Below are 23,167 nucleotides of genomic sequence, written 5' to 3'. Positions count from 1 at the left end.
TCAGGCCTTCAAGGTGTCTGCAATGCGCTGGGCGCAGCTTTGGGCCAATGCCGCGTTGCGAGCTTCGACCATCACGCGCACCAGTGGCTCGGTGCCGCTGGCGCGGATAAGCACACGGCCGCTGTCGCCCAAAGCGGCTTCAGCGGCTTTGGTTTCTTCGGCCATGCGGGTGTTGCTCTTCCAGTCCTGACCGGGGGTCAGACGCACATTGATCAGGGTCTGGGGGAACAGGGTCACGCCGGCCAGCAACTCGGCCACGGTCTTGCCGCTACGCGCGCAAGCTTGCAGCACCTGCAAGGCGGATACCAGCCCGTCGCCGGTGGTGTGCTTGTCCAGCGCGAGCAAGTGACCAGAGCCCTCGCCACCCAAGATCCATTTGTGCTTTTCCAGCTCTTCGAGCACATAACGGTCACCCACCTTGGCCCTCACGAACTGCACACCACGGGCCTTGAGGGCCACTTCCACCGCCATGTTGGTCATAAGCGTGCCCACTACACCGGGCACATGTTCATCGCGGCCCAGGCGGTCGTCCGCCATCAAATACAGCAGCTCATCGCCGTTGTAGAGGCGGCCATTCGCATCCACCAGCTGCAGGCGATCGGCATCGCCGTCCAGCGCCACACCAAAGTCTGCGCGGTGATCTTTGACCGCCTGCACCAGCGCTTCGGGGTGGGTGGCGCCCACGCCTTTGTTGATGTTGAGCCCATCCGGCGAGCAGCCGATGGCAATCACTTCGGCACCCAGCTCGTGAAAGACTTTGGGCGCAATGTGGTACGCCGCGCCATGGGCCGCGTCCACCACGATCTTCATGCCCTTCAAGGTCAAGTCATTGGCGAACGTGCTCTTGCAGAACTCGATGTAGCGGCCGGCTGCATCGTCAAGCCGGCGGCTCTTGCCCAAATGGGCGGATTCCACCCACACGGGTGGTTTCTCAAGGGCAGCTTCCACCGCCAGCTCCCAGGCGTCAGGCAACTTGCTGCCTTTTGCACTGAAGAACTTGATGCCATTGTCGGCAAACGGGTTGTGGCTGGCACTGATCACCACGCCCAATGAAGCACGTTGCGCGCGGGTCAAATAAGCAACGCCAGGTGTGGGCAAGGGGCCCAAAAGCACCACGTCCACCCCCGCAGAGTTGAAGCCGCTTTCCAGCGCGCTTTCCAGCATGTAGCCGGAAATGCGGGTGTCCTTGCCGATCAGCACCGTGGGGCGTGCCTCGGTTTCCTTAAGCACATGGCCTACGGCATGCGCAAGCCGCAGCACAAAGTCGGGGGTGATGGGGGCTTGGCCCACGGTGCCGCGTATGCCGTCGGTGCCGAAATATTGTCGTCCCATGATGGAATTCCTGTTCTGTTATGTATTTGCGGGAGCAGCTGTGGAGCGTGGGGGCATTTCTTCAGCCTGCATGGCAGCCAGCACCCGCAGGGCGCTGACCGTATCACGCACATCATGCACGCGCACCACATGCGCGCCGTTCTGCACAGCCAGCACCGCTGCTGTGACGCTGGGCGCACGGCGCAGTTCGATGTTCATGCCGGCCGCTTGCGCCAAAGAGGCGTGAGTGACCGCCGCCAGCGACGATTTGCGGGACCATCCCGCCAACACCACATAGCCTTGAGGAACGGCCTGTGCCTGGCGTGCGAGGAGTGAAAAATTTTGTTGCACCGTTTTGCCGAAACCAATGCCCGGATCGAGGCAAATTCGAGCCTGATCAATGCCTAGCGCACGCAGATCCTGCGCGAGCAGCTCTAAAAATGATAGCACTTGGGGCACCACGTCACCTTCCATGGGCGCGACCTGCATGGTCTGTGGGTCACGGTGCATGTGCATCAGACACACGCCGCAATTGGGGTGCGCTGCGATGACGTCTTTGCCGGTCTTGTCCTGTGCATCGCCCGCCCAGCGCAACGCCCACACGTCGTTGATGATGTCGGCGCCCAGGTCCAGCGCAGCCTGCATGACGGCCGGCTTATAGGTATCCACTGACACCGGCACCCCGAGAGTGACCGCATGTCGGATCACCGGCAAAACGCGGGCGAGCTCTTCCTCTTGCGAGACTGGAGGCGCGCCAGGGCGGGTGGACTCTCCACCAATGTCCAGAATGTCTGCACCATCCTTGAGCAGAGTCTCGCAATGCGCCATTGCCGTCTGACTAGTCGCATGCAAGCCGCCATCAGAAAACGAGTCCGGCGTGACGTTAACAATCCCCATGACGCGTGGGCGGCTGAGGTCAAGCGAGAAACGGGTGGTTTGCCAATGCATAGCGTTTGATTATCCCCAATGACAACAGGGCCCGAAGGCCCTGTTGTCACGTGATTGCTAGCGAATCAAGCCGCGTTGGGTGCGGGGTCTGCCGCTACGGCAGGGGCGCCACCACTGCCGCCACCGCTGTTGGGCGGAGTACGGGGCGTCCAGTCCTTGGGAGGACGGGGCTCGCGGCCGGCCATGATGTCGTCCAGTTGGTCGCTGTCGATGGTTTCCCACTCCAGCAGGGCCTTGGCCATGGCGTGCATCTTGTCCTGGTTGTCTTCAATCAGCTTGCGGGCCAAAGAGTATTGCTGGTCGATGATGCGGCGCACTTCCGAGTCCACCTTTTGCATGGTCTGCTCGCTCATGCTGGTGGTTTTGGTCACGCTGCGCCCCAGGAACACTTCGCCTTCATTCTCAGCATACACCATGGGGCCCAAGGCGTCGGTCATACCGTAGCGGGTCACCATGTCGCGAGCAATCGATGTCGCGCGCTCGAAGTCGTTGGAGGCACCCGTGGTCATCTGGTTCATGAACACTTCTTCGGCAATACGGCCGCCGAACAACATGCTGATTTGATTCAGCATGTATTCGCTGTCATAGGAGTAACGGTCTTGCGCAGGCAGGCTCATAGTCACACCCAGGGCACGGCCGCGGGGAATGATGGTGACCTTGTGCACCGGGTCGCACTTAGGCAACATCTTGCCGATCAAGGCGTGGCCGGCTTCGTGATAGGCCGTATTCTTGCGCTCTTCTTCGGGCATGACCATGGACTTGCGCTCAGGTCCCATGATGATTTTGTCCTTGGCCTTTTCGAAGTCCTGCATTTCGACCAGTCGCGCATTGCGGCGCGCGGCCATCAGGGCGGCTTCATTGCAAAGGTTGGCCAGATCAGCGCCACTCATGCCGGGGGTGCCGCGGGCAATCACGCTGGCGCTCACGTCCTGGCCCAAGGGTACTTTGCGCATGTGAACGTTCAGAATCTGTTCACGGCCACGGATGTCGGGCAGTGTCACGTAGACCTGACGGTCGAAACGGCCGGGGCGCAGCAAAGCGGCGTCCAGAATGTCAGGGCGGTTGGTAGCAGCCACCACGATCACGCCGACGTTGGTCTCAAAGCCGTCCATCTCCACCAGCATCTGGTTCAGGGTCTGTTCGCGCTCATCGTTGCCGCCACCCAAGCCAGCACCACGTTGACGGCCTACGGCGTCAATTTCATCGATAAAGATGATGCAGGGTGCATTCTTTTTGGCGTTCTCGAACATGTCGCGCACACGGGATGCACCCACGCCAACGAACATCTCCACGAAGTCGGAGCCAGAAATGCTGAAGAAAGGCACCTTGGCTTCACCGGCAATCGACTTAGCCAGCAAAGTCTTGCCGGTACCGGGAGGGCCCACCAATAACAAACCGCGAGGTATGCGTCCGCCGAGTTTCTGAAACTTGCTGGGGTCCTTTAGGAAGTCGACGACTTCCTTCACTTCCTCTTTGGCTTCGTCACAGCCTGCCACGTCGGCAAAAGTCACGGTATTGGTATTTTCGTCCAACAAACGGGCCTTGCTCTTGCCGAAGCTGAAAGCTCCGCCTTTGCCGCCGCCTTGCATCTGCCGCATGAAGTACACCCACACGCCGATCAACAGCAACATGGGGCCCCAGCTGACCAGCAGGGTCATGAGCAAAGAGCCTTCTTCGCGGGGCTTGACGTCAAATTTCACGCCGTTGTTGATGAGGTCACCCACCAGACCGCGGTCCAGGTAAGTGGCCGTGGTGCGTACCTTGCGGTCGTCAGCTGTGACGGCCAGGATCTCGGTTCCGCCCTGCCCTTCCTGGATGATGGCGCTCTTGATCTGCTTGTTCCGCACCTGCTCCAGGAAATCGGAATAGCCGACCGTGCCCGACGCTGCCGTGCGTGAGTCAAATTGCTTGAACACGGTGAACAGCACCAAGGCGATCACCAACCACACTGCAACTTTAGAAAACCACTGATTATTCAAGCGAAGCTCCAATAAGGACGCGAAGGCCCGTGCTCCGCGTACATGGGACCCATTTTAGGCCTTTCAAGCAAGCGGCACCGTTTTTTACGCTATCGCGGCCATAGAAACTGCATGGGTTTAGTCAACTCAGGCTCAAAAACCCTTGAGCCCCAGCCCGATAAGAAAGGTTTCTGACGAACGGTCGCGCGAGGCTTTAGGTTTGAGCGGCTTGACCGTGACAAACGCCTGCTTGAAACGCTGCACCACCTCGTTGTAACTGCCGCCATGAAACACCTTTGCGACCAAAGCCCCTTGGGGCTTCATGTGGTTCTGGGCAAATTCAATAGCCAGCTCAACCAGGTATTCCACCCGCGCGGCATCAGCCGACGAAATACCTGAGAGGTTAGGCGCCATGTCCGACACCACCAGATCCGCCTTCTGCCCGCCCAGGGCCGCTTCAAGCTTCGCCAAGGTTTCGACTTCCCGGAAGTCACCCTGGATAAAGGTCACCCCCTCAATGGGTTCCATCGGGAGCAAATCCAGGCCGATGATGGTGCCGTTCATTTCACCGACCGCCGCACCTTGAGGCGACATGCGGCGGCGCAGGTACTGGCTCCATGCACCTGGGGTGCACCCCAAGTCCACCACCAACTGCCCCGGCTTGACCAGGTGCAGGGCTTCGTCAATTTCCTTGAGTTTGTAGGCTGCGCGGGCGCGATATCCCTCTTTGTTTGCGAGCTTGACGTAAGGGTCATTGATATGGTCGTGCAACCATGCCTTATTGACCTTTTTGTTGCCCGCCTTGTTATCGGGCTTGTTACTTTTGCTCTGCGTTTTCATTGCGTTGATAATACCCACATGCCTCAAATCCAATTGACACCCGCTCAGCGCAAAGAACACCGCGCTGAAGCCCACCACCTGGACCCCGTGGTTCTGGTCGGTGGCGATGGCCTGACTGCCAACGTAAAAAAAGAAATCGACGCTGCCCTGAACGCCCACGGACTGATCAAAGTCCGCGTGTTTTCTGATGACCGCACTGCCCGCGACGAGATGTTCAAAACCCTGGCGGAAGAACTCAATGCTGCGCCCATCCAGCACATCGGCAAACTGCTGGTGCTCTGGCGCCCCAAGCCGGCCAAGGAAAAAGCGGTTGACGAAGACCGCATGCCCGGCCCTCGTGACTTCAAGGTCTTGAAGTTCGGCCGCCCAGGCACCCGCCCCGAAGTCAAGACACTGCGCGTACTGGGTAACCAGCGCCTCACACCCGGCGGCAACATCAAGCGCGCCAAGCCGAAGCCAAAGACCAGCGTCAAGAAACGCAGCCAGACCTGATACGGATTTTTCTACTGATAACCGGAGCCCAAAGCTCCGGTTTTTTTATGCCTGAACGTCGCTCCCGGCATTCGCAGGCAAGAGTGCACTGATCATTTTCTTGAACACCACCAGCGCGCACACCCACTGCGCGAAGTACATCACGCTACCCAAGCGGTGCCACAAGGCCAAGTTTTCTCGGGCAACGATGCGGGGTGCCACTGCCAGCTCCACCAACAAGGCCAGCAACACACCACCCACTACAAAAAGTGTAGCTGCCCGCGCAGATTCCACGGACACCAACAGGCGATTTGACCTGAAAGTCATCAGAAGCATGGCACCGGAAGCCACTGAAATCCAAGTCTGGGCACTAAAGAGTTTGGCCGCCATCTGGCCGGCCATGGCCGGGGTAGGCAGGTGCACAAACAACATGGGCACCACCATAAAACCCAGCATCGTCAGGCTCATGGCCCACGCTGCCGCCAACCAGACCGGGAGTTGCCGCATCAGATGTAGTGAACCGCAACGACCTCGTAGGCGCGCTCGCCACCGGGGGCTTGCACGACGGCGGTATCGCCAACTTCTTTGCCGATTAGGGCTCGGGCAATCGGACTGCTGATGTTGATCAGACCTTGCTTCAGATCCGCCTCGTCTTCCCCGACGATCTGGTACTTGACCTGCTGGCCACTGTCTTCGTCTTCCAGCTCGACCGTGGCACCGAACACCACACGTCCGTCGGCCTGGATGGTGGACGGATCGATCACTTGGGCGGCAGACAATTTGCCTTCGACCTCCTGAATGCGGCCTTCAATAAAGCCTTGGCGCTCTTTGGCGGCATCATAGTCCGCGTTTTCACTCAGGTCGCCCTGCGCACGGGCTTCGGCAATCGCCTGGATTACCGAGGGACGCTCTACGGTCTTGAGTTTGTGCAGCTCGGCCTTGAGCATTTCAGCGCCGCGCTTGGTAATGGGATAGGTTGCCATGGTGTCTCTAGCCAGGTTTTATGGAGCCTCAAAGTACAAGGACAGTGCGGCGCTTGCGCGCGGCACTGTCCTATGCGGTTGGCCTCGATTATGCCAAGTTATTGGGCTCCCACGCTTGCCACTTCGTTGGCTGCGCTGCCCCACCGAGGGGGCCGCGATTTACCTTGGGACGACCCGGCGGTAAAACCTGAAAAGTTTAAGCAGTGAGTTCTGCGTGCATTTCCTGCACAGAGATCACGCCCAAGCTGTCCAGATACTTCATGCCCTCTACGGCAGCCTCAGCACCCGCAATGGTGGTGTAGGTGGTCACGCGGGCCAGCAAGGCGGAAGTACGGATCAAACGCGAATCGGCAATCGCATTGCGGCGCTCTTCCGCAGTGTTCACCACCATGGAAATTTCTTCGTTCTTGATCATGTCCACGATGTGTGGGCGACCCTCGGTCACCTTGTTGACCACACCGCAGGTCACACCAGCAGCGTTAATGGCCGCCGCGGTGCCTTTGGTCGCCACCACTTCAAAGCCCAGGGACACCAGTTTTCGCGCCACTTCGACAGCGCGGGGCTTGTCAGTCTGCTTCACCGAGATGAAAGCCTTGCCGCCGCGTGGCAACTTGGCGCCCGCACCCAACTGGCTCTTCACAAAGGCTTCGCCAAAGGTCTTGCCCACACCCATCACCTCACCGGTGGACTTCATCTCAGGTCCGAGGATGGTGTCCACACCGGGGAACTTGACGAAGGGGAACACGGCTTCTTTCACGCTGAAGTACGGCGGAGTCACTTCCTTGCTGATGCCCTGGCTCGCCAAAGACTGGCCAGCCATGCAACGTGCAGCCACCTTGGCCAATTGGATGCCCGTGGCCTTGGAGACAAATGGCACGGTGCGGCTGGCGCGAGGGTTCACTTCCAACACGTAAATGACGTCTTTGCCGTCCACGTTCTGGATAGCGAACTGCACGTTCATCAAACCAACCACGTTCAGGGCACCGGCCATGGCTTTGGTCTGGCGCTTGATCTCGGTCACGGTGTCTGCATGCAGGCTGTAGGGCGGCAAGGAGCACGCGGAGTCGCCGCTGTGCACGCCGGCTTGCTCGATGTGTTCCATCACGCCACCGATGAAGGTGTCGCCGGTCGCATCACGGATGCAATCCACATCGCACTCAATAGCGTCGTTCAGGAAGCGGTCCAGCAAAACGGGGCTGTCGTTGCTCACCTTCACGGCTTCGCGCATGTAGCGCTCCAGGTCGCGCTGCTCGTGCACGATTTCCATCGCGCGGCCACCCAGCACATAGCTGGGGCGGACGACCAGCGGGTAACCCAGAGCAGCTGCCTTTTCCAGCGCTTCAGCTTCAGTACGGGCAGTGGCATTGGGCGGTTGGCGCAAGTTCAGGGCGTGCAGCAGCTTCTGGAAGCGCTCACGGTCTTCGGCTGCGTCGATCATGTCGGGTGTGGTGCCGATGATGGGCACTCCGTTGGCTTCGAGGTCCAGCGCCAACTTCAAAGGCGTCTGACCACCGTACTGCACGATCACGCCGACCGGCTTTTCCTTGTCTACGATTTCCAGCACGTCTTCGAGAGTCAGGGGTTCAAAGTACAGACGGTCAGAAGTGTCGTAGTCGGTCGATACGGTTTCGGGGTTGCAATTGACCATGATGGTTTCGTAACCGTCTTCGCGCATGGCCAAGGCAGCGTGCACGCAGCAATAGTCAAACTCGATACCCTGGCCGATACGGTTGGGGCCACCGCCAAGCACCATGATCTTCTTCTTGTCGGTTGGCGCAGCTTCGCACTCGGAGCCATCTGCCTCGTACGTGGAATACATGTAAGCCGTGTTAGTGGCGAACTCGGCGGCACACGTGTCCACGCGCTTGTAAACCGGGCGTACCCCCAAAGCGCGGCGCTTCTCGCGCACGGCCTTGTCGGTGGTCTTGAACTGGCGGGCCAAGCGGCGGTCCGAGAAGCCTTTTTGCTTCAAAGCACGCAGTGTGGGCGCATCAATCTTGTCCAGCGCAGAGCCGCTGGCCGGCTGGGGCAGACGTTCGATTTCGAGTTCCAGCTTCACGATCTGCTCGATCTGCACCAAGAACCATGGGTCGATTTTGGTCAACGCAAACACTTCGTCCACGCTCATACCTTGGGCGAAGGCATCGCCCACGTACCAGATGCGCTCGGGGCCGGGTTCGCCCAACTCTTTTTCCAGCACTTCACGGTCTTGGGTCTTCTCGTTCATGCCGTCCACGCCCACTTCCAGGCCGCGCAAGGCTTTCTGGAAAGACTCCTGGAAGGTACGACCCATGGCCATCACCTCACCCACCGACTTCATCTGCGTAGTCAGGCGGCTGTCGGCAGCGGGGAATTTTTCGAACGCGAAACGCGGAATCTTGGTGACCACATAGTCGATGGAAGGCTCGAACGACGCGGGGGTAGCACCACCGGTGATGTCGTTGCGCAGTTCGTCCAGCGTGAAGCCCACCGCCAGCTTGGCCGCGACCTTGGCAATCGGGAAACCCGTCGCCTTCGAGGCCAGTGCGGAGGAACGCGACACGCGCGGGTTCATCTCGATCACCACCATGCGGCCGTCTTTGGGGTTGATGGAAAACTGCACGTTCGATCCACCCGTATCCACACCGATTTCGCGCAGCACAGCCAAAGAGGCGTTACGCAAAATCTGGTATTCCTTGTCAGTCAAGGTCTGTGCGGGTGCCACGGTAATGGAGTCGCCGGTGTGCACGCCCATGGGGTCCAGGTTTTCGATCGAGCAAACGATGATGCAGTTGTCCGCCTTGTCGCGCACCACTTCCATCTCGTACTCTTTCCAGCCGAGCAAAGATTCTTCAATCAGCAGCTCGTTGGTAGGCGAAGCCTCCAAGCCGCGCTTGCAGATGGTTTCGAATTCTTCGGAGTTGTAGGCGATACCGCCACCGGTACCACCCAAGGTAAAGCTGGGGCGAATCACGGTGGGGAAGCCCAGCGTCTTTTGCACCGCCCAGGCTTCTTCCATGCTGTGGGCAATACCTGAGCGCGCAGAACCCAGACCGATTTTGGTCATGGCGTCTTTGAACTTGAGGCGGTCTTCCGCCTTGTCGATGGCTTCAGGCGTTGCGCCGATCAGCTCGACCTTGTACTTGTCCAACACGCCGTGGTGCCAGAGGTCCAGTGCGCAGTTCAGCGCGGTCTGGCCGCCCATGGTGGGCAGGATCGCGTCAGGCTTTTCCTTGGCGATGATCTTCTCCACCGTTTGCCAGGTGATGGGCTCGATATAAGTCACATCCGCCGTGGCCGGATCGGTCATGATCGTGGCAGGGTTACTGTTGATCAGAATGACCTTGTAGCCCTCTTCACGCAAAGCCTTGCATGCTTGCACGCCGGAGTAATCGAACTCACAGGCCTGCCCGATGATGATGGGGCCGGCGCCGATAATGAGAATGCTTTTGATGTCGGTACGTTTTGGCATGGTGGACTCTTAGCTTTTGGGCTTTTTACTTTTTAATCAAATCAATCGGGGTCAGTTCAGGCTGGCGGTTGCCAACTTGGCGCCGAACCAGACAAACAGGCCACCCACAGCACTGGACAAGGTGGCGCTCAGCCGCTTCCGACGGCTGAAACCTTGGGCCAGGCGGGCGCCTGCAAAAATCAGGGCAGACAGATACATAGCACTGAACACCATGATGATGGCGCTCAGAATCAGGAATGGCACAGCCGGGGTGTCGTAACCGGGATCGATGAACTGCACGAAGAAGGAAAGCAGGAACAGAATCGCCTTGGGGTTCAGCAAGCTGATCACCAGCGCCCGCTTGAAAGGCTGTTGCAAGTTGCTTGCGGCTTCTGCGACGGCAGCTTCGGCCGCAACCGGAGCCTCGCTGCGCCATTTGCGGATGGCTGCGATCACGAGGTTGACACCTACCCAAGTCAGGTAGGCAGCACCCGCGTACTTCACCACCATGAACAAGGCAGGGTAAGTACGCAACAAACCTGCTGCCCCCAGCGCAGTGAGTAGCAGCAAGATGGTGTCACCTACAAACACGCCCATGGCGCCCTGGTAGCCGGCCTTGACTCCGCGCACGGTAGCCACTGACAGCACGAACAATGAATTCGGCCCGGGCAACAAAATGATGCCCAAAGCGCCTATCACGTAGGTCCAGAGATCAGTGACGCCGTAGAAGCTCATGCTGCTCAGCCTGCCTTCTTTTCCATCTCTGTGATGAAGCGGTCAAACAGGTAGCCGATGTCGTGCGGACCCGGCGATGCTTCAGGGTGCCCCTGGAAGCAGAAAGCCGGCTTGTCAGTGCGCTCCAGACCCTGCAAGGTGCCGTCAAACAAGCTGACGTGCGTGGGGCGCAGGTTGGCAGGCAGGGACTTCTCATCCACCGCAAAGCCATGGTTCTGACTGGTGATGGACACGCGGCCGCTATCCAGATCCTTAACTGGATGGTTGGCACCGTGGTGGCCGAACTTCATCTTGAAGGTCTTGGCACCGCTGGCCAGCGCCATGATTTGGTGGCCCAGGCAAATGCCAAAAGTAGGAGTACCTGTTTCGATCAGTTCTTTGGCCGCGGCAATCGCGTAATCGCAAGGCTCTGGGTCGCCAGGGCCGTTGGATAGGAAGATGCCGTTTGGCTGGAGCTTGAGCACATCAGCAGCGGAGGTTTGCGCAGGCACCACAGTGACCTTGCAGCCGCGCTCGGCCAACATGCGCAGAATGTTTTTCTTCACACCGAAGTCATAGGCCACGACATGGAACTTGGGAGCCGTTTGCTGGCCGTAGCCTTGGCCCAGGGTCCATTCAGCCTCCGTCCACGCATAGCTGCTGGCGCTGGAAACCACCTTGGCCAAATCCAAGCCCGCCATGCTGGGCGCGCCTTTGGCGGCAGTCACGGCTTTTTCAATGGCTTCCTTGGTCACCGTTTCGCCGGCAGCCAATGCCATGATGCAGCCGTTTTGCGCGCCTTGCGTGCGCAGCTGGCGGGTCAGCTGGCGGGTGTCGATGTTGGCAATCGCCACGGTGCCTTCAGCGACCAGGTACTCGGTCAGCGTCTGGGTCTTGCGGAAGTTGCTGGCCACCAATGGCAGGTCCTTGATGATCAAGCCGGCGGCGTGGACCTTGTTGGACTCCACGTCTTCGGGGTTGACACCGTAGTTGCCGATATGGGGGTAGGTCAGGGTGACGATCTGCTGGCAATAGCTGGGATCGGTGAGGATCTCCTGGTAGCCGGTCATGGAGGTGTTGAACACGACTTCACCGACGGTAGAGCCTGCGGCTCCAATGGAATTGCCAATGTAGACCGTGCCGTCTGCGAGCGCCAGGATGGCGGGTGGGGTGGTTCCCTTGAGAGACAAAAGCACTGGTTTCTCCGAATGTTTTACGGGTACGCCCAAACGCGCTCAAGACAGGCTCTTGGCGGGTGCCGCGCGGGAGGTGACTCCTGGCGGGTGCTTTTTACGAGGGAATGTGCAGAGGTGCGCTTGGGACGGCTGTTTTCTGGAAAGCCTCTGATTATAGCCGAGGGCAAACCCGAATTCAGTTTCAGGCAAGCTTCAAGCTGCTTGCATGCAAGCAAATGGCCGCTGCCGCTGCCACATTGAGGGACTCTTCCCCGCCCGGCTGACCAATGCGCGCGAAAACCGAGGCTTTGGCCATGAGCGCCTCGGAGACGCCCTGCCCTTCGTGCCCCATGGCCCATGCACAGGGGTGAGGCAAGTCCAGCTTTTGCACCAGATCGCCTTGGTGTGAACTTGTCACGACCAAGGGCACTTTCAACGCATCCAAGTCTTGCAGCTCCAGCCCCTCGATCAATCGAAGGCCAAAGTGCGCGCCCATCCCTGCCCGCAATACTTTGGGGCTCCAGAGCGCGGCCGATCCTTTGAGCGCGAGCACCTGACGAAAACCGAAGGCCCCTGCACTTCGCAGGATGGACCCCACGTTCCCGGCATCCTGCACCCGGTCGAGAATGACGGTGGCGGCCATAGGTTCGATGCCTACAACCTCCGGCAAATCCACCAAAAAACCGACCTTGGCAGGCGACTCCAACCCACTGATTTCGCGGAACACGGCGTCCGGAATTACTACCGTTTTGATAGCTGCTCGCGCATATTCCACGGGCGCCAGTGGCATAAATGACTCAGAAACCACCAGCACTGATGGGACTACACCCCGCGCCAGTGCGGCACTGCACAAGTGGTCACCCTCAATCCAGAAGCGCCCCGCCTTGCGGTACGCAGTGTTGTCGGTGCTGAGCTTGCGCAGCTCCTTGAGGAGCGTGTTCTCGCGGGAGCTGATGAGGATGGGTTCGGTCATAAAGGCTTCAGAGCACGCGGATCACCGGCGCAAAGGTTTTGCGATGCTCCGGGCAGGCACCGTGGGTCTGCAAGGCGGCCAGGTGTTCGGCAGTGCCATAGCCCTTGTGGGTGGCAAAGCCGTATTGGGGGTATCGAGCGTCCAACTCGGCGCACCAACGGTCGCGGGTGACCTTGGCGAGGATGGAGGCAGCAGAAATGGCGGGCACCGTGGCATCGCCCTTGACGATGGCTTCAGCCAACACATCCAGTACCGGCAGGCGGTTGCCATCGACCAGCACCTTGGCCGGCTTGAGGCGCAGACCTTCTACCGCGCGACGCATGGCGAGCAAAGTAGCTTGCAGGATATTGATCTCGTCGATCTCTTCCACACTGGCCTGTGCGATGGAGCAGCACAGGGCTTTGGCGCGAATTTCGTCAAAGAGCTTTTCTCGGCGCGCAGCGCTGAGCTTCTTGGAGTCGTTCAATCCCGCAATCGGACGCAGATCATCCAGAATGACAGCAGCAGCCACTACCGGCCCGGCCAAGGGGCCGCGACCGGCCTCATCCACTCCGGCTACCAGTCCCGGAATGTCCCAGCTGAAGGCCACTTGCCGCACCTTGGCAGCGACGGTGCTTTTAGCTTTGGAGGACTTTTTCAATGGCATCGGTGGCAAGGGCGGCGGTGTCGCGCAGCAACTCGGTGTGCAGCGCTCGGAAGGTGGATTCGAGAGCAGCTATTTTCGCAGGCTCTTGACGCGCCGCATCCAACCATTGCAGAACGCCGGCCGCGATTGCTTCCGGAGTGGCTGCATCCTGCAGCAGCTCAGGCACCACAAAGTCACGGCACAAGATATTGGGCAAGCCCACCCAGGGCTGCAACCGCTTGCGGCGCATGATCTGCCACGACAACCAGGACATGTGGTACCCGATCACCATGGGGCGCTTGAACAAGGCGGCCTCCAAGGTGGCGGTGCCGCTGGCAATCAGGGTGACATCACAGGCGACCAAGGCCGTGTGGGACTGCCCTGTCAGTAGCTGCAAGCGCCCGGCCATGCCACTGCGCAGCGCAATCGCTTCTATTTCAGGCAGCAAACCGGGAACTGCTGGCACTATGAATTTGATAGCTGGTCGCGCAGATTGGATAAGCGCTGCAGCCCTAAAGAACCTGGAAGCCAAGTGACGGATTTCCGACTGGCGGCTGCCCGGCAGAATGGCTACCACCTCGTCAGTGTCGGATAGGCCCAGCCCGCGGCGCGCGGCTGCCCTGTCCGGCTCCATCGGAATGACATTGGCCAAAGGATGTCCCACATAGGTCGCGGCGATCCCATGTGAGGCGAGCAATTCCGGCTCGAAGGGAAAAATGCAAAGCACATGGTCGGTGCTGCGGCGCAATTTTTCCACCCGCTCCGGGCGCCAGGCCCAGATAGAGGGGCACACGAAATGCACCGTCTTGACCCCCTGAGCCTTGAGGCGGGCCTCCAGATCAAGATTGAAGTCAGGCGCATCGACGCCAATGAACACATCCGGCTTATGGGCCAAAAGCCGATCACCCATTGCAGCGCGGATACCCACGATTTCACGGTAACGTCGCAACAGCTCCCAGCTGAAGCCATGCACTGCCAACTTGTAGTGTGGCCACCAAGCTTGGAAGCCCAGCTTGGCCATCTGCGGGCCGCCTATGCCGTGAGCGATCGCTCCCTGCCAGCGTTGACGCACGCCTGCCAGTAGCAGCCCCGCCAGCAAATCGCCGGAAGCCTCGCCCGCCACCATCGCGATGACAGGCGCATCCTTCGCACAGGGGCTGCTGTCCATCACAAGCAGTGAACGCTAACGCTCAGCGCACGATGCCGCGGTTCGCGGATACGCCAGCCAGGAAGTCGTTCATCATCGCCACGTCAGGCGCAGTTTCAGGGCGCTCCAAGGCCATGGTGGCAATGCGCTCTTTGGCCTGCTCCAGCGTTAGGTCGTCCCGGTACAAAGCTTTATGAATCGCCTTCACGCCGGAAATGCGCTCCGGGGTCCAGCCACGGCGACGCAGACCTTCGAAGTTCATGGACCGCGCGCCGGCCGGCTGGCCTTGGCACATCACAAACGGAGGCAGGTCCGCGAACAGCAAGGAGCACATAGCGCTCATGCTGTGCGCGCCCAAACGGACAAACTGGTGCACCACGGTGAAGCCACCCAGAATCACCCAGTCGCCCACATGCACGTGGCCGGCAAGCTGGGAGTTATTGGCAAAAATCACGTTATTGCCCACCATGCAGTCGTGTGCAAGATGAACGTAGGCCATGATCCAGTTGTCGTTTCCCACTTTGGTAACGCCGGCATCCCCGGGGGAGCCGATGTTGAAGGTGCAAAACTCACGAATGGTGTTGCGGTCGCCAATGATCAGTTCGCAGGGCTCACCGGCGTATTTCTTGTCTTGCGGAATCGCCCCCAGGGAGTTGAACTGGAATATCCGGTTGTTCTCACCGATGGTGGTGTGCCCCTCGATCACGCAGTGCGGTCCCACCGTGGTGCCGGCACCGATTCGCACATGAGGCCCGATGACGGTGTAAGGACCGACCGTGACCGAGCTGTCGAGCTCAGCATCGGGCGCTACGATGGCGGTAGGGTGAACGTTTGACACGCCCCACCCCTTAGCTGATAGCGCGCATAGCGCAGGTCAACTCGGCTTCGCAAGCCAACTCGGTGCCCACCGTAGCACTGGCCTTGAACTTGAAAATTCCGGCCTTCATGCGCAACATTTCCACATTCAAGTGAAGCTGGTCACCCGGCTCAACAGGACGCTTGAAGCGGGCGCCGTCGATGCCAGCGAAGTAATAGACCATCTGGTCGTTGGGCGCAGTGTCCAGGGCATCAAATGCCAATAGCGCTGCTGCCTGAGCCAATGCTTCGAGCATCAACACACCCGGCATCACCGGCCGATGAGGGAAGTGGCCTTCAAAAAAAGGTTCGTTGATGGTGACGTTCTTCAGCGCCTTGATGGTCTTGCCTTTGTCCAACTCCAGCACACGATCCACCAACAAGAAGGGGTAGCGATGCGGCAGTTGCTTCAAAATTTTGTGGATATCCATCATGGCTTGTTCTCTTTTTCTAAGGTTTTAATTCGGTCGCGCAAACTATGAAGCTGCTTCAAAGAAGCTGCGTTGCGTTCCCAGTTTGCATTTTCATCGAGCGGAAAGATGCCGGTGTAGTTGCCCGGCTTGTTAATCGACTTGCTGACCACGGTAGCTGCCGAGATGTGCACACCGGAAGCCAGGGTGAGGTGCCCCAGAATGATTGCGCCGCCACCTACCGTGCAGTGAGACCCGATGGTCGCAGAACCTGCGATACCGACACAACCTGCCATGGCGGTATGCGCCCCTATGCGCACGTTGTGACCGATCTGGATCAGGTTGTCCAGCTTCACACCATCTTCGATGATGGTGTCACTCAACGCACCTCTGTCGATGCAGGTGTTGGCACCGATTTCCACGTCGTTTCCGATGCGGACTGCACCCAGCTGTTCAATTTTTTCCCAGCGCCCGCCGTCAGGCGCAAAGCCGAAACCGTCCGCACCGATAACCACCCCCGAATGCACGGTGCAACGGTCCCCGATATGGCAATCCTCGCCCAAGGTGACACGGGACTTCAATACGGTGCCCTCACCTACCGTTGCGCCGGCCTCGATGACACACAAAGGTCCGATGCGGGCCGTTGCAGCAATATGGGCCTCGGGGTCTACAACCGCGCTGGGATGAATGCTCGGAATACCGGAAACATCACGCGCCGTCCGCTTCCGCCAAAGCTGCGTCAAACGGGCGAAATATAGGTACGGATTGGGTGTAACGATGCAAGGCCCACGGGCCGATGCCAATGCCGCCATAGCGGGGCCCACAATCACACAGCCCGCATGCGACTGTGTAACTTGCTGCTGGTATTTGGGGTTACTGAGAAAACTGATGTCTTTGTCGGTAGCTGACTCCAAGGGAGCCAGTCCGGAAATCAACACATCGCCAGACCCGACAAGCTCGCCACCCAGTTGTTCAACGAGCGCAGCAAGAGAAATTGATTTCACATGAACGGCCGGAGTCGTCAAGGCTTACTTGGCACCGGCGTTGAGAATTTTCAGAACCTTTTCGGTAATGTCATGACGGGCGCTGCTGTAAACAACTTCTTGAAGCACCAGATCATATTTTTCACCTTCTGCCACTTGCTTCACGGCGCGGTTTGCCGCGTCCAGCACTTTTTGCAGCTCTTCGTTGCGGCGACCATTCAAATCTTCCTGGAACTCGCGTTGTTTGCGTTGAAAGTCGCGGTTTTGCTCTGCAAATTCTTTCTGGCGTGCTGCGCGTTGCGCTTCCGACATGGCGGGTGCATCACGTTCAAACTTTTCACTCATGGTCTTGAGCGATTGCTGCAGGTCCGTCAAATCTTTCTGTCGCTTGGAAAATTCTTGCTCTAGCTTGGCTTGTGCTGCCTTTGCGGGTGCCGACTCTGTGGTGATCCGTTGCGTGTTGATGTAGCCTACTTTGGACTCCTGAGCAAAACTGCTACCCAAAGCCAATACCAACGCAGCCGCCAACGCCCATTTCACTTGTGCTGTTTTCATTAAAAGGTTGTTCCGATTTGAAATTGAACGTTTTGCATTTTATCCACGTCGAACTTGGACAAGGGACGGGCAATGGCAAGACGCAATGGACCCACCGGAGATATCCAACTAATGCCCACACCGAATGAAGCGCGCATGTCGGACAACTGAATCGCCTCGTCCACACCATAGATGCCACCAGCGTCTACAAATGCAAAGCCCCGCAATGTACGGTCATTGCCTCCACCTGGAAGCGGAGACAGCAACTCTGCGTTGAAAACCACTTTCTTGGCGCCGCCTGTAGCGGTAAGAGACGAGGCGCGTTGTGCCGCAGTGGTCAAACTACCCTGCTCAAATCCGCGTACCGAGCCCAAGCCACCCAAGTAGTAGTTCTTGAATACCGGATATGAACCGGAACCGGTGGCGGCTCCCATGGACAACTCCGTATTGAATGCAGCAGTCACCCTTCTGGTAACGGGAATGAATTGCTGAAACTGGGCTGTGCCACGCACATATCGCATGTCCCCCCCCACACTCCACTCGGCATTCGTCCGCATAACGCGACCTGAGCTGGGTACCAATGCGCCGTCACGCGTATCCCTGGACCAACCTACAGTGAGCGGGACAGCCGTTGCGCTGTAGCCGAACTCATTGGCGTAGTCCTGATACACCGTTGGCAAATAGGTGCCAGGAATGATCCGGGTCTTGTCCGCGCCGAGGCCGAAGTAAACGGTGTCCGAGTCCGAAAATGGAACCCCAAAACGTACCCCAACGCCAGTTGTTTCGATCGCGTACGTATCCACGTCGTCGTAGGGTCGGGAAGTGCGTTGGTACAAATCAAAGGTGCGGGAAACGCCATCGTCGGTGAAGTACGGATTGGTGGTGCTCAACACCACGGTACGGTTCGCCTTGCTGGTATTGACTTCGATACCCAAAGAGTTGCCCGACCCGAATGCGTTTTCCTGCTTGAAACCAAAGGAAAGTCCCAATCCGTCCGCACTGGAAATACCTGCTCCCAAGCTGATGCTGCCCGTGGGCTTCTCTGCGACCGTGACCGTCAGGTCAACCTGATCGGGAGATCCTGCCACTTCCTGAGTATCAATACCTACATTGGTGAAATAACCCAACCTATCCACACGATTGCGAGATTGCCGGATCTTTTCTCCGTCGTACCAAGCCGCTTCCAGTTGCCGGAACTCACGGCGAATGACTTCATCGCGGGTGCGATCGTTACCTGCAACGTTAATCCGACGGACATAGACCCGGCGGGACGGCTCGCCTACCAATGTAATTTCAACACGATTCGTGGCGCGGTCAATGTCTGTGCGCGCTTCGGCTCGCGCAAAGGCGTAGCCGAAATTGGCGAAGTAATCCGTAAATGCCTTGGTCGTCTGAGCCACATCCGTAGCGTTGTAGGGCTCACCTGCCTTGATGGTCACCAGTGACTGGAACTCTTGCTCTTTCCCCAGGAAATTGCCGGCTAGCTTGATCTTCGAAACTGCGAATTGCTCACCTTCGGTGATGTTGACTGTGATTGCAATATCTTTTTTGTCCGGCGAGATCGCCACTTGGGTCGAATCGACCTTGAATTCCAGAAACCCGCGCGCAAGGTAATAGGAGCGCAGGGTTTCGATATCCGCATTGAGCTTGGTGCGCGCATAACGGTTGGATTTGGTGTACCAGCTCAACCAGTTTCCGGTATCAGAGTCAAAGAGCCCCCGAAGTGTGCTTACGGGAAAGCTCTTGTTCCCGACAATATTGATTTCGCTGATTTTTGCAGTGTCACCTTCAGCGACAGCAAAACTGACATTCACACGATTGCGCTCAATTGGTGTCACCGTGGTAACGATATCCACAGCGTACATGCTTTTGCTGATGTATTGCTTTTTGAGTTCTTGCTCTGCCCTATCAACCAATGCTTTGTCGAACGGTCGACCTTCGGACAATCCGATGTCCCGCAAAGCACGTTTCAGGACGTCTTTGTCAAACTCACGATTACCAGAAAAATCGACATCCGCGACATTGGGGCGCTCCTCCACAATAACGACCACAACACCATCTTTGCTCTCGATCCGTACGTCCTTGAAAAGCCCGAGCGCAAACAAGGAGCGGATAGAGGCTGCTGCTTTCTCGTCGGTGTAGGTATCCCCCACACGCACAGGAATGGACGCAAACACTGTCCCAGCTTCCACACGCTGAAGGCCTTCCACCCGGATGTCACGAACCGCAAACGGCTCAAGCGCCCAAGCAGATTGCAGCAAGACAGCGAGCAAGCCGCTGCAAGCAGCAAAACGGACGCTGCGACGACGATATTTCATAGTACTCAAGTTGAATCTCCGGGGGTCAGGTCAAGCAAAAAGGGACTTAACCAAAGATATGCAAAACATCGTTATAGAAGGCGACTGACATCATCACCAGCAACAACGCAACACCAGCACGCTGAAGCACTTCCCACCATTTTTCGGGCACCGGACGACCGGTCATCCCCTCCCAAAGATAATACATCAGGTGCCCTCCATCCAAGACCGGCAAGGGAAGCAGGTTCAACACCCCGAGACTGATACTGATGAGCGCCAAAAAACTCAGAAACTGCAGGAGGCCCAAGGCAGCAGATTTACCGGCATAGTCAGCAATTGCCAATGGCCCGTTCAAATTCCGAAGTGATACCTGACCGGTGATCATTTGGCCCATTGCGACCAAAGACATGCGGGAAATGTCCCACGTTTTCTCAACGGCCCGCGCAAGGCCTTCGGTAAATCCGTACTGAACAGACACAGTGTCAGGGGCGCCACCAATAAAGGCACCAACCCGACCGACGACCTCTTCGCCCTGTCTTTCGGCTTTTGGGGTCACAACAATGGTCACAGCTCGGCTTGCCCGCATGACTTGCCAAGTCATCGGTATTTCTGGAGAGTTACGGATCAGCGCTCGAAGCTGATTGGCATCGCGTATGGGTGTTCCATTTACTGCTGATACCAAGTCACCAGGCATCAGCCCCGCTACAGTGGCACGCCCCTCCGCGCTCAAGTCACCCATAAGCGGTTTGGAGAAAGGAGCGAGCCAGCCTATCTTCTGAAAAAGCGCTGCATCGGCGGCACTGCCCCCCAGCGAGCTTAAATCCAGCGAACGCAACGTACTGTCAGCAGGCGCATTGCCACCAGACTCATTGAGTTTCAAATACAAAACTTTGCGATCCAGGCTGGCCGTTGTGAGCCACCATCGGAACTCTTCAAAGGTTTGGATCGGGATCAGCGCGTCTTGCGAAACACCCACCTCCAAAATCCGCTCTCCGCCTACCCAACCAGCCTTCTCTGCCAATGAAGACGCGACCGGTGTCGGGAGAACTGGAGTGGCTAATGTGACTGACTGCCAATTCACAAGGGAGTAAAGACCTATCGCCAACAACAAATTAGCAAGAGGGCCGGCTGCCACGATGAAAGATCGACGGCGCAAAGATTGCCTGTCAAAAGCCTGAGATGCTTCCGACTCTGCGATTGGCCCCTCACGTCCATCGAGCATCTTGACGTAGCCACCAAGAGGAACGGCACTCAGGACGAAGTCTGTACCAGTCCGTGGAGATGACCATCCCCATAGCCTCGGGCCAAATCCGATGGAAAACTTGAGCACCTTGACCCCACAAAGGCGGGCTGCATAGAAATGCCCCCATTCGTGCACGGCAACCAGCAAACCAATGGCAACGAGGAAAGCCAGAACTGTTTGCATAGAGACACTATTGCCTATTTACTGCAGAAGTGATGTGCAAATGTTCTCAGCCAGACGCCGGGCTTCTGTATCCAGGGCCATCAAAGACGATAAATTGTCAGGGGACACGAAATCCAACTGGTTCAAGGTGCGAGTGTTCACGATGTGGATTTGATCGAAACTTATACGGCGATCCAAAAATGCAGCAACAGCAATTTCATTTGCTGCATTCAACACGACTGTAGATCCTGCTTGCCCCATTAAAGTTTCCCAAGCGAGTTTTAACCCGGGGAATCGTGCTTGGTGCGCCTCCGAATGAATGGATTCAAAGGTCAGCGACGCCATGGTGGAAAAATCCAATGCAGAAGACCCCGATGCAACCCGATGCGGCCAAGCCAATCCATACGCGATAGGGCCGCGCATGTCGGGGGTACCCAATTGGGCAACCACTGAGTTATCGACGTACTGCACCATGGAGTGCACCACACTTTGTGGGTGAATAATGACGTCAATCTGTCGGGGAAGCACATTGAATAGAAACTTAGCCTCAATGACCTCCAACGCTTTGTTCATCATGGTCGCAGAATCCACTGAAATTTTGCGCCCCATGACCCAATTGGGGTGAGCGCAGGCTTGTTCAGGTGTCGCCTCACGGATTTGAGATTGGTTCCATGTTCGGAAAGGACCGCCCGATGCCGTCAAGATCAGTTTGTCAATAACGGATGGCCAATGATCCCGATTATCCGGAAGCGACTGGAAAATGGCCGAGTGCTCGCTATCAATGGGCAACAAAACCGCTCCACCTTGCTTTACGGCCGACATAAACACTTCACCGCCAACTACTAGAGCTTCTTTATTTGCCAAAAGCAATCTTTTCCCGGCGGTTGCCGCAGCAATACACGACGACAAGCCTGCGGCCCCAACAATCGCCGCCATCACCATATCTACATCGGCATGTGCTGCCACCTCATCCAGTGCGGCTGGTCCCGCGAGCACCTCCGTCTTTGCACCGGATTGCTTCAGGCGTGCCTGAAGCTCCATCGCATGATTGGGGTTCACCATGACCGCAAATTGCGGCCGGAACTCCATGCATTGGGCATAAATCACCTCAACGTTGGACGAAGCAGTGAGCGCGAAGACAGAAAAACTTTCGGGATGGCGTCTCAATACATCCAGGGTATTGACCCCGATAGACCCTGTCGATCCCAACACTGTAATTTTTTTCATAGGGGACCCGATGAAAAAGACTGCATAAGCATTGCTAGCGGCACTACGGGCAACAACGCATCAACTCGATCCAGTACACCGCCATGGCCTGGCAAAAGTTGACTACTATCTTTTGCGCCCGCTGCACGCTTCACCAAGGACTCCAGAAGATCGCCAGAGATACTCATGGTTCCAAGAAAGAGAACAGCAAGAACCATGACAGCCCAATGCCAGGCGACTAGAACACTGTAAATGCTGAGAGAGTCCATCATCCAAGTACGGTCGATGTAGACCCAAAAAACAGCAAGCAACAGCACACCAACGATTCCGCCTAGGGCGCCTTCGCGGGTTTTTCCCGGACTGATGTCGGGTGCCAACTTATCTTTGAAAAAACGCCCCCCCAAAGAGCGCCCCACAAAGTAAGCGGCGATATCAGCCACCCAAACCAACGCCAGAACCGAAAAGAGGAAGTTGATTCCGCGCGCCCGCGCCAACACAACCGCGAGCCATGCTGCACACAAAACAGCGAAGCCGATCAATTGGCGCAGAGGTTGATGGAGGTCTATCCAAGCGGTTACACCGGCACGAATCAATGCGCCGCCACCCGCAACCCAAAGAACTGCAATCGCCAACCAGATCCACTGCAAGACCAAAGCAGAGGGTTGGAACACCCACAAAGCACCACAGGCTAGTGCACACCCTGCCCCCGCAATAACAGAGTGTGTTTGGCTTGCTCCATTCAACCGGAACCATTCCCAAGCTCCGCACGCCATCAATGCGCCAGCAACCCAGGCAAATGCGAAGGTGTGCGGATAAAAAACTGCAGGAACCAAGACAGCCAACAGGGCGATCGCAGTAAGGATGCGCAAGCGCAGCATAGAAAACCCTTCAGATGGAGCAAC

The 23,167-nt window shown here is 57.6% G+C and carries 21 protein-coding genes; 1 reads left to right on the top strand and 20 read right to left on the bottom strand.

What is annotated here, in order from left to right:
* The 4 genes from glmM to ACOAP0_RS17295 form a co-directional block, all read right to left on the bottom strand.
* Positions 1-1,332, bottom strand: a complete 1,332-nt coding sequence (gene glmM / locus ACOAP0_RS17310) for a phosphoglucosamine mutase (protein WP_498377440.1) — start codon at positions 1,330-1,332, stop codon at positions 1-3.
* Positions 1,333-1,350: 18 nt separating this feature from the next.
* Positions 1,351-2,259 (bottom strand): dihydropteroate synthase, encoded by a 909-nt coding sequence (folP, locus tag ACOAP0_RS17305; protein WP_498377439.1) that lies wholly within the window; start codon positions 2,257-2,259, stop codon positions 1,351-1,353.
* Between the two features lie 65 nt (positions 2,260-2,324).
* Positions 2,325-4,238, bottom strand: a complete 1,914-nt coding sequence (gene ftsH, locus ACOAP0_RS17300; RefSeq protein ID WP_498377438.1) for an ATP-dependent zinc metalloprotease FtsH — start codon at positions 4,236-4,238, stop codon at positions 2,325-2,327.
* 132 nt (positions 4,239-4,370) lie between these two features.
* Positions 4,371-5,057, bottom strand: coding sequence for an RlmE family RNA methyltransferase (locus ACOAP0_RS17295; RefSeq protein ID WP_498377437.1), 687 nt, complete (start codon positions 5,055-5,057; stop codon positions 4,371-4,373).
* Between the two features lie 18 nt (positions 5,058-5,075).
* On the opposite strand from ACOAP0_RS17295, the gene ACOAP0_RS17290 reads away from it, so the two are divergent.
* Positions 5,076-5,549 (top strand): YhbY family RNA-binding protein, encoded by a 474-nt coding sequence (locus tag ACOAP0_RS17290; protein ID WP_087497050.1) that lies wholly within the window; start codon positions 5,076-5,078, stop codon positions 5,547-5,549.
* 45 nt (positions 5,550-5,594) lie between these two features.
* Here the strand turns inward: ACOAP0_RS17290 and ACOAP0_RS17285 are convergent, their stop codons facing one another.
* The 16 genes from ACOAP0_RS17285 to ACOAP0_RS17210 all read right to left on the bottom strand — a co-directional run bounded on the left by ACOAP0_RS17285 (position 5,595) and on the right by ACOAP0_RS17210 (position 23,143).
* On the bottom strand, positions 5,595-6,035 hold the full coding sequence (locus tag ACOAP0_RS17285; protein ID WP_498377436.1) for a DUF4149 domain-containing protein: 441 nt from the start codon (positions 6,033-6,035) through the stop codon (positions 5,595-5,597).
* On the bottom strand, positions 6,035-6,511 hold the full coding sequence (gene greA / locus ACOAP0_RS17280; RefSeq protein WP_087497048.1) for a transcription elongation factor GreA: 477 nt from the start codon (positions 6,509-6,511) through the stop codon (positions 6,035-6,037). The genes ACOAP0_RS17285 and greA overlap by 1 nt, the downstream gene beginning before the upstream one ends.
* A 196-nt stretch (positions 6,512-6,707) precedes the next feature.
* Entirely contained in the window at positions 6,708-9,962 is a 3,255-nt protein-coding gene (gene carB, locus ACOAP0_RS17275; RefSeq protein ID WP_498377435.1) for a carbamoyl-phosphate synthase large subunit, read from the bottom strand.
* A 51-nt stretch (positions 9,963-10,013) separates the two neighbouring features.
* On the bottom strand, positions 10,014-10,676 hold the full coding sequence (leuE, locus tag ACOAP0_RS17270) for a leucine efflux protein LeuE (RefSeq protein WP_498377434.1): 663 nt from the start codon (positions 10,674-10,676) through the stop codon (positions 10,014-10,016).
* 5 nt (positions 10,677-10,681) lie between these two features.
* A complete protein-coding gene (gene carA / locus ACOAP0_RS17265; RefSeq protein ID WP_498377433.1) occupies positions 10,682-11,851 on the bottom strand; it encodes a glutamine-hydrolyzing carbamoyl-phosphate synthase small subunit in 1,170 nt (389 codons plus the stop codon).
* Between the two features lie 181 nt (positions 11,852-12,032).
* Complete coding sequence (locus ACOAP0_RS17260) at positions 12,033-12,803, bottom strand: TrmH family RNA methyltransferase (RefSeq protein WP_498377432.1); 771 nt, start codon at positions 12,801-12,803, stop codon at positions 12,033-12,035.
* Positions 12,804-12,810: 7 nt separating this feature from the next.
* Positions 12,811-13,449, bottom strand: a complete 639-nt coding sequence (gene rnhB / locus ACOAP0_RS17255; protein WP_498377431.1) for a ribonuclease HII — start codon at positions 13,447-13,449, stop codon at positions 12,811-12,813.
* Positions 13,421-14,554 carry a lipid-A-disaccharide synthase gene (gene lpxB / locus ACOAP0_RS17250; RefSeq protein WP_498377802.1) on the bottom strand — a complete coding sequence of 378 codons (1,134 nt, stop codon included), beginning with the start codon at positions 14,552-14,554 and terminating at the stop codon, positions 13,421-13,423. Before lpxB ends, rnhB begins: the two co-directional genes overlap by 29 nt.
* A gap of 64 nt (positions 14,555-14,618) precedes the next feature.
* The gene (gene lpxA / locus ACOAP0_RS17245) at positions 14,619-15,413 is read right to left on the bottom strand and encodes an acyl-ACP--UDP-N-acetylglucosamine O-acyltransferase (RefSeq protein ID WP_498377430.1); all 795 of its coding nucleotides are present in this window, start codon (positions 15,411-15,413) and stop codon (positions 14,619-14,621) included.
* Positions 15,414-15,423: 10 nt separating this feature from the next.
* A complete protein-coding gene (gene fabZ / locus ACOAP0_RS17240) occupies positions 15,424-15,864 on the bottom strand; it encodes a 3-hydroxyacyl-ACP dehydratase FabZ (protein WP_087497042.1) in 441 nt (146 codons plus the stop codon).
* Positions 15,861-16,835, bottom strand: a complete 975-nt coding sequence (gene lpxD / locus ACOAP0_RS17235) for a UDP-3-O-(3-hydroxymyristoyl)glucosamine N-acyltransferase (RefSeq protein ID WP_498377801.1) — start codon at positions 16,833-16,835, stop codon at positions 15,861-15,863. The genes fabZ and lpxD overlap by 4 nt, the downstream gene beginning before the upstream one ends.
* Positions 16,836-16,868: 33 nt before the next feature.
* Positions 16,869-17,378, bottom strand: coding sequence for an OmpH/Skp family outer membrane protein (locus ACOAP0_RS17230; protein WP_498377429.1), 510 nt, complete (start codon positions 17,376-17,378; stop codon positions 16,869-16,871).
* Positions 17,378-19,675: an outer membrane protein assembly factor BamA gene (bamA, locus tag ACOAP0_RS17225; protein WP_498377800.1), complete on the bottom strand. Its 2,298-nt coding sequence runs from the start codon at positions 19,673-19,675 to the stop codon at positions 17,378-17,380. The genes ACOAP0_RS17230 and bamA overlap by 1 nt, the downstream gene beginning before the upstream one ends.
* A gap of 46 nt (positions 19,676-19,721) precedes the next feature.
* Complete coding sequence (gene rseP, locus ACOAP0_RS17220; RefSeq protein ID WP_498377428.1) at positions 19,722-21,080, bottom strand: RIP metalloprotease RseP; 1,359 nt, start codon at positions 21,078-21,080, stop codon at positions 19,722-19,724.
* Between the two features lie 18 nt (positions 21,081-21,098).
* Entirely contained in the window at positions 21,099-22,286 is a 1,188-nt protein-coding gene (ispC, locus tag ACOAP0_RS17215; protein WP_498377427.1) for a 1-deoxy-D-xylulose-5-phosphate reductoisomerase, read from the bottom strand.
* The gene (locus ACOAP0_RS17210; protein ID WP_087497036.1) at positions 22,283-23,143 is read right to left on the bottom strand and encodes a phosphatidate cytidylyltransferase; all 861 of its coding nucleotides are present in this window, start codon (positions 23,141-23,143) and stop codon (positions 22,283-22,285) included. The genes ispC and ACOAP0_RS17210 overlap by 4 nt, the downstream gene beginning before the upstream one ends.
* Positions 23,144-23,167 lie beyond the last annotated feature (24 nt).

The organism is Curvibacter sp. Hmag1.1 (assembly GCF_059769165.1).
The sequence above is the reverse complement of the archived record's forward strand: the minus strand, read 5'-3'. Positions and strand labels throughout refer to the sequence as shown.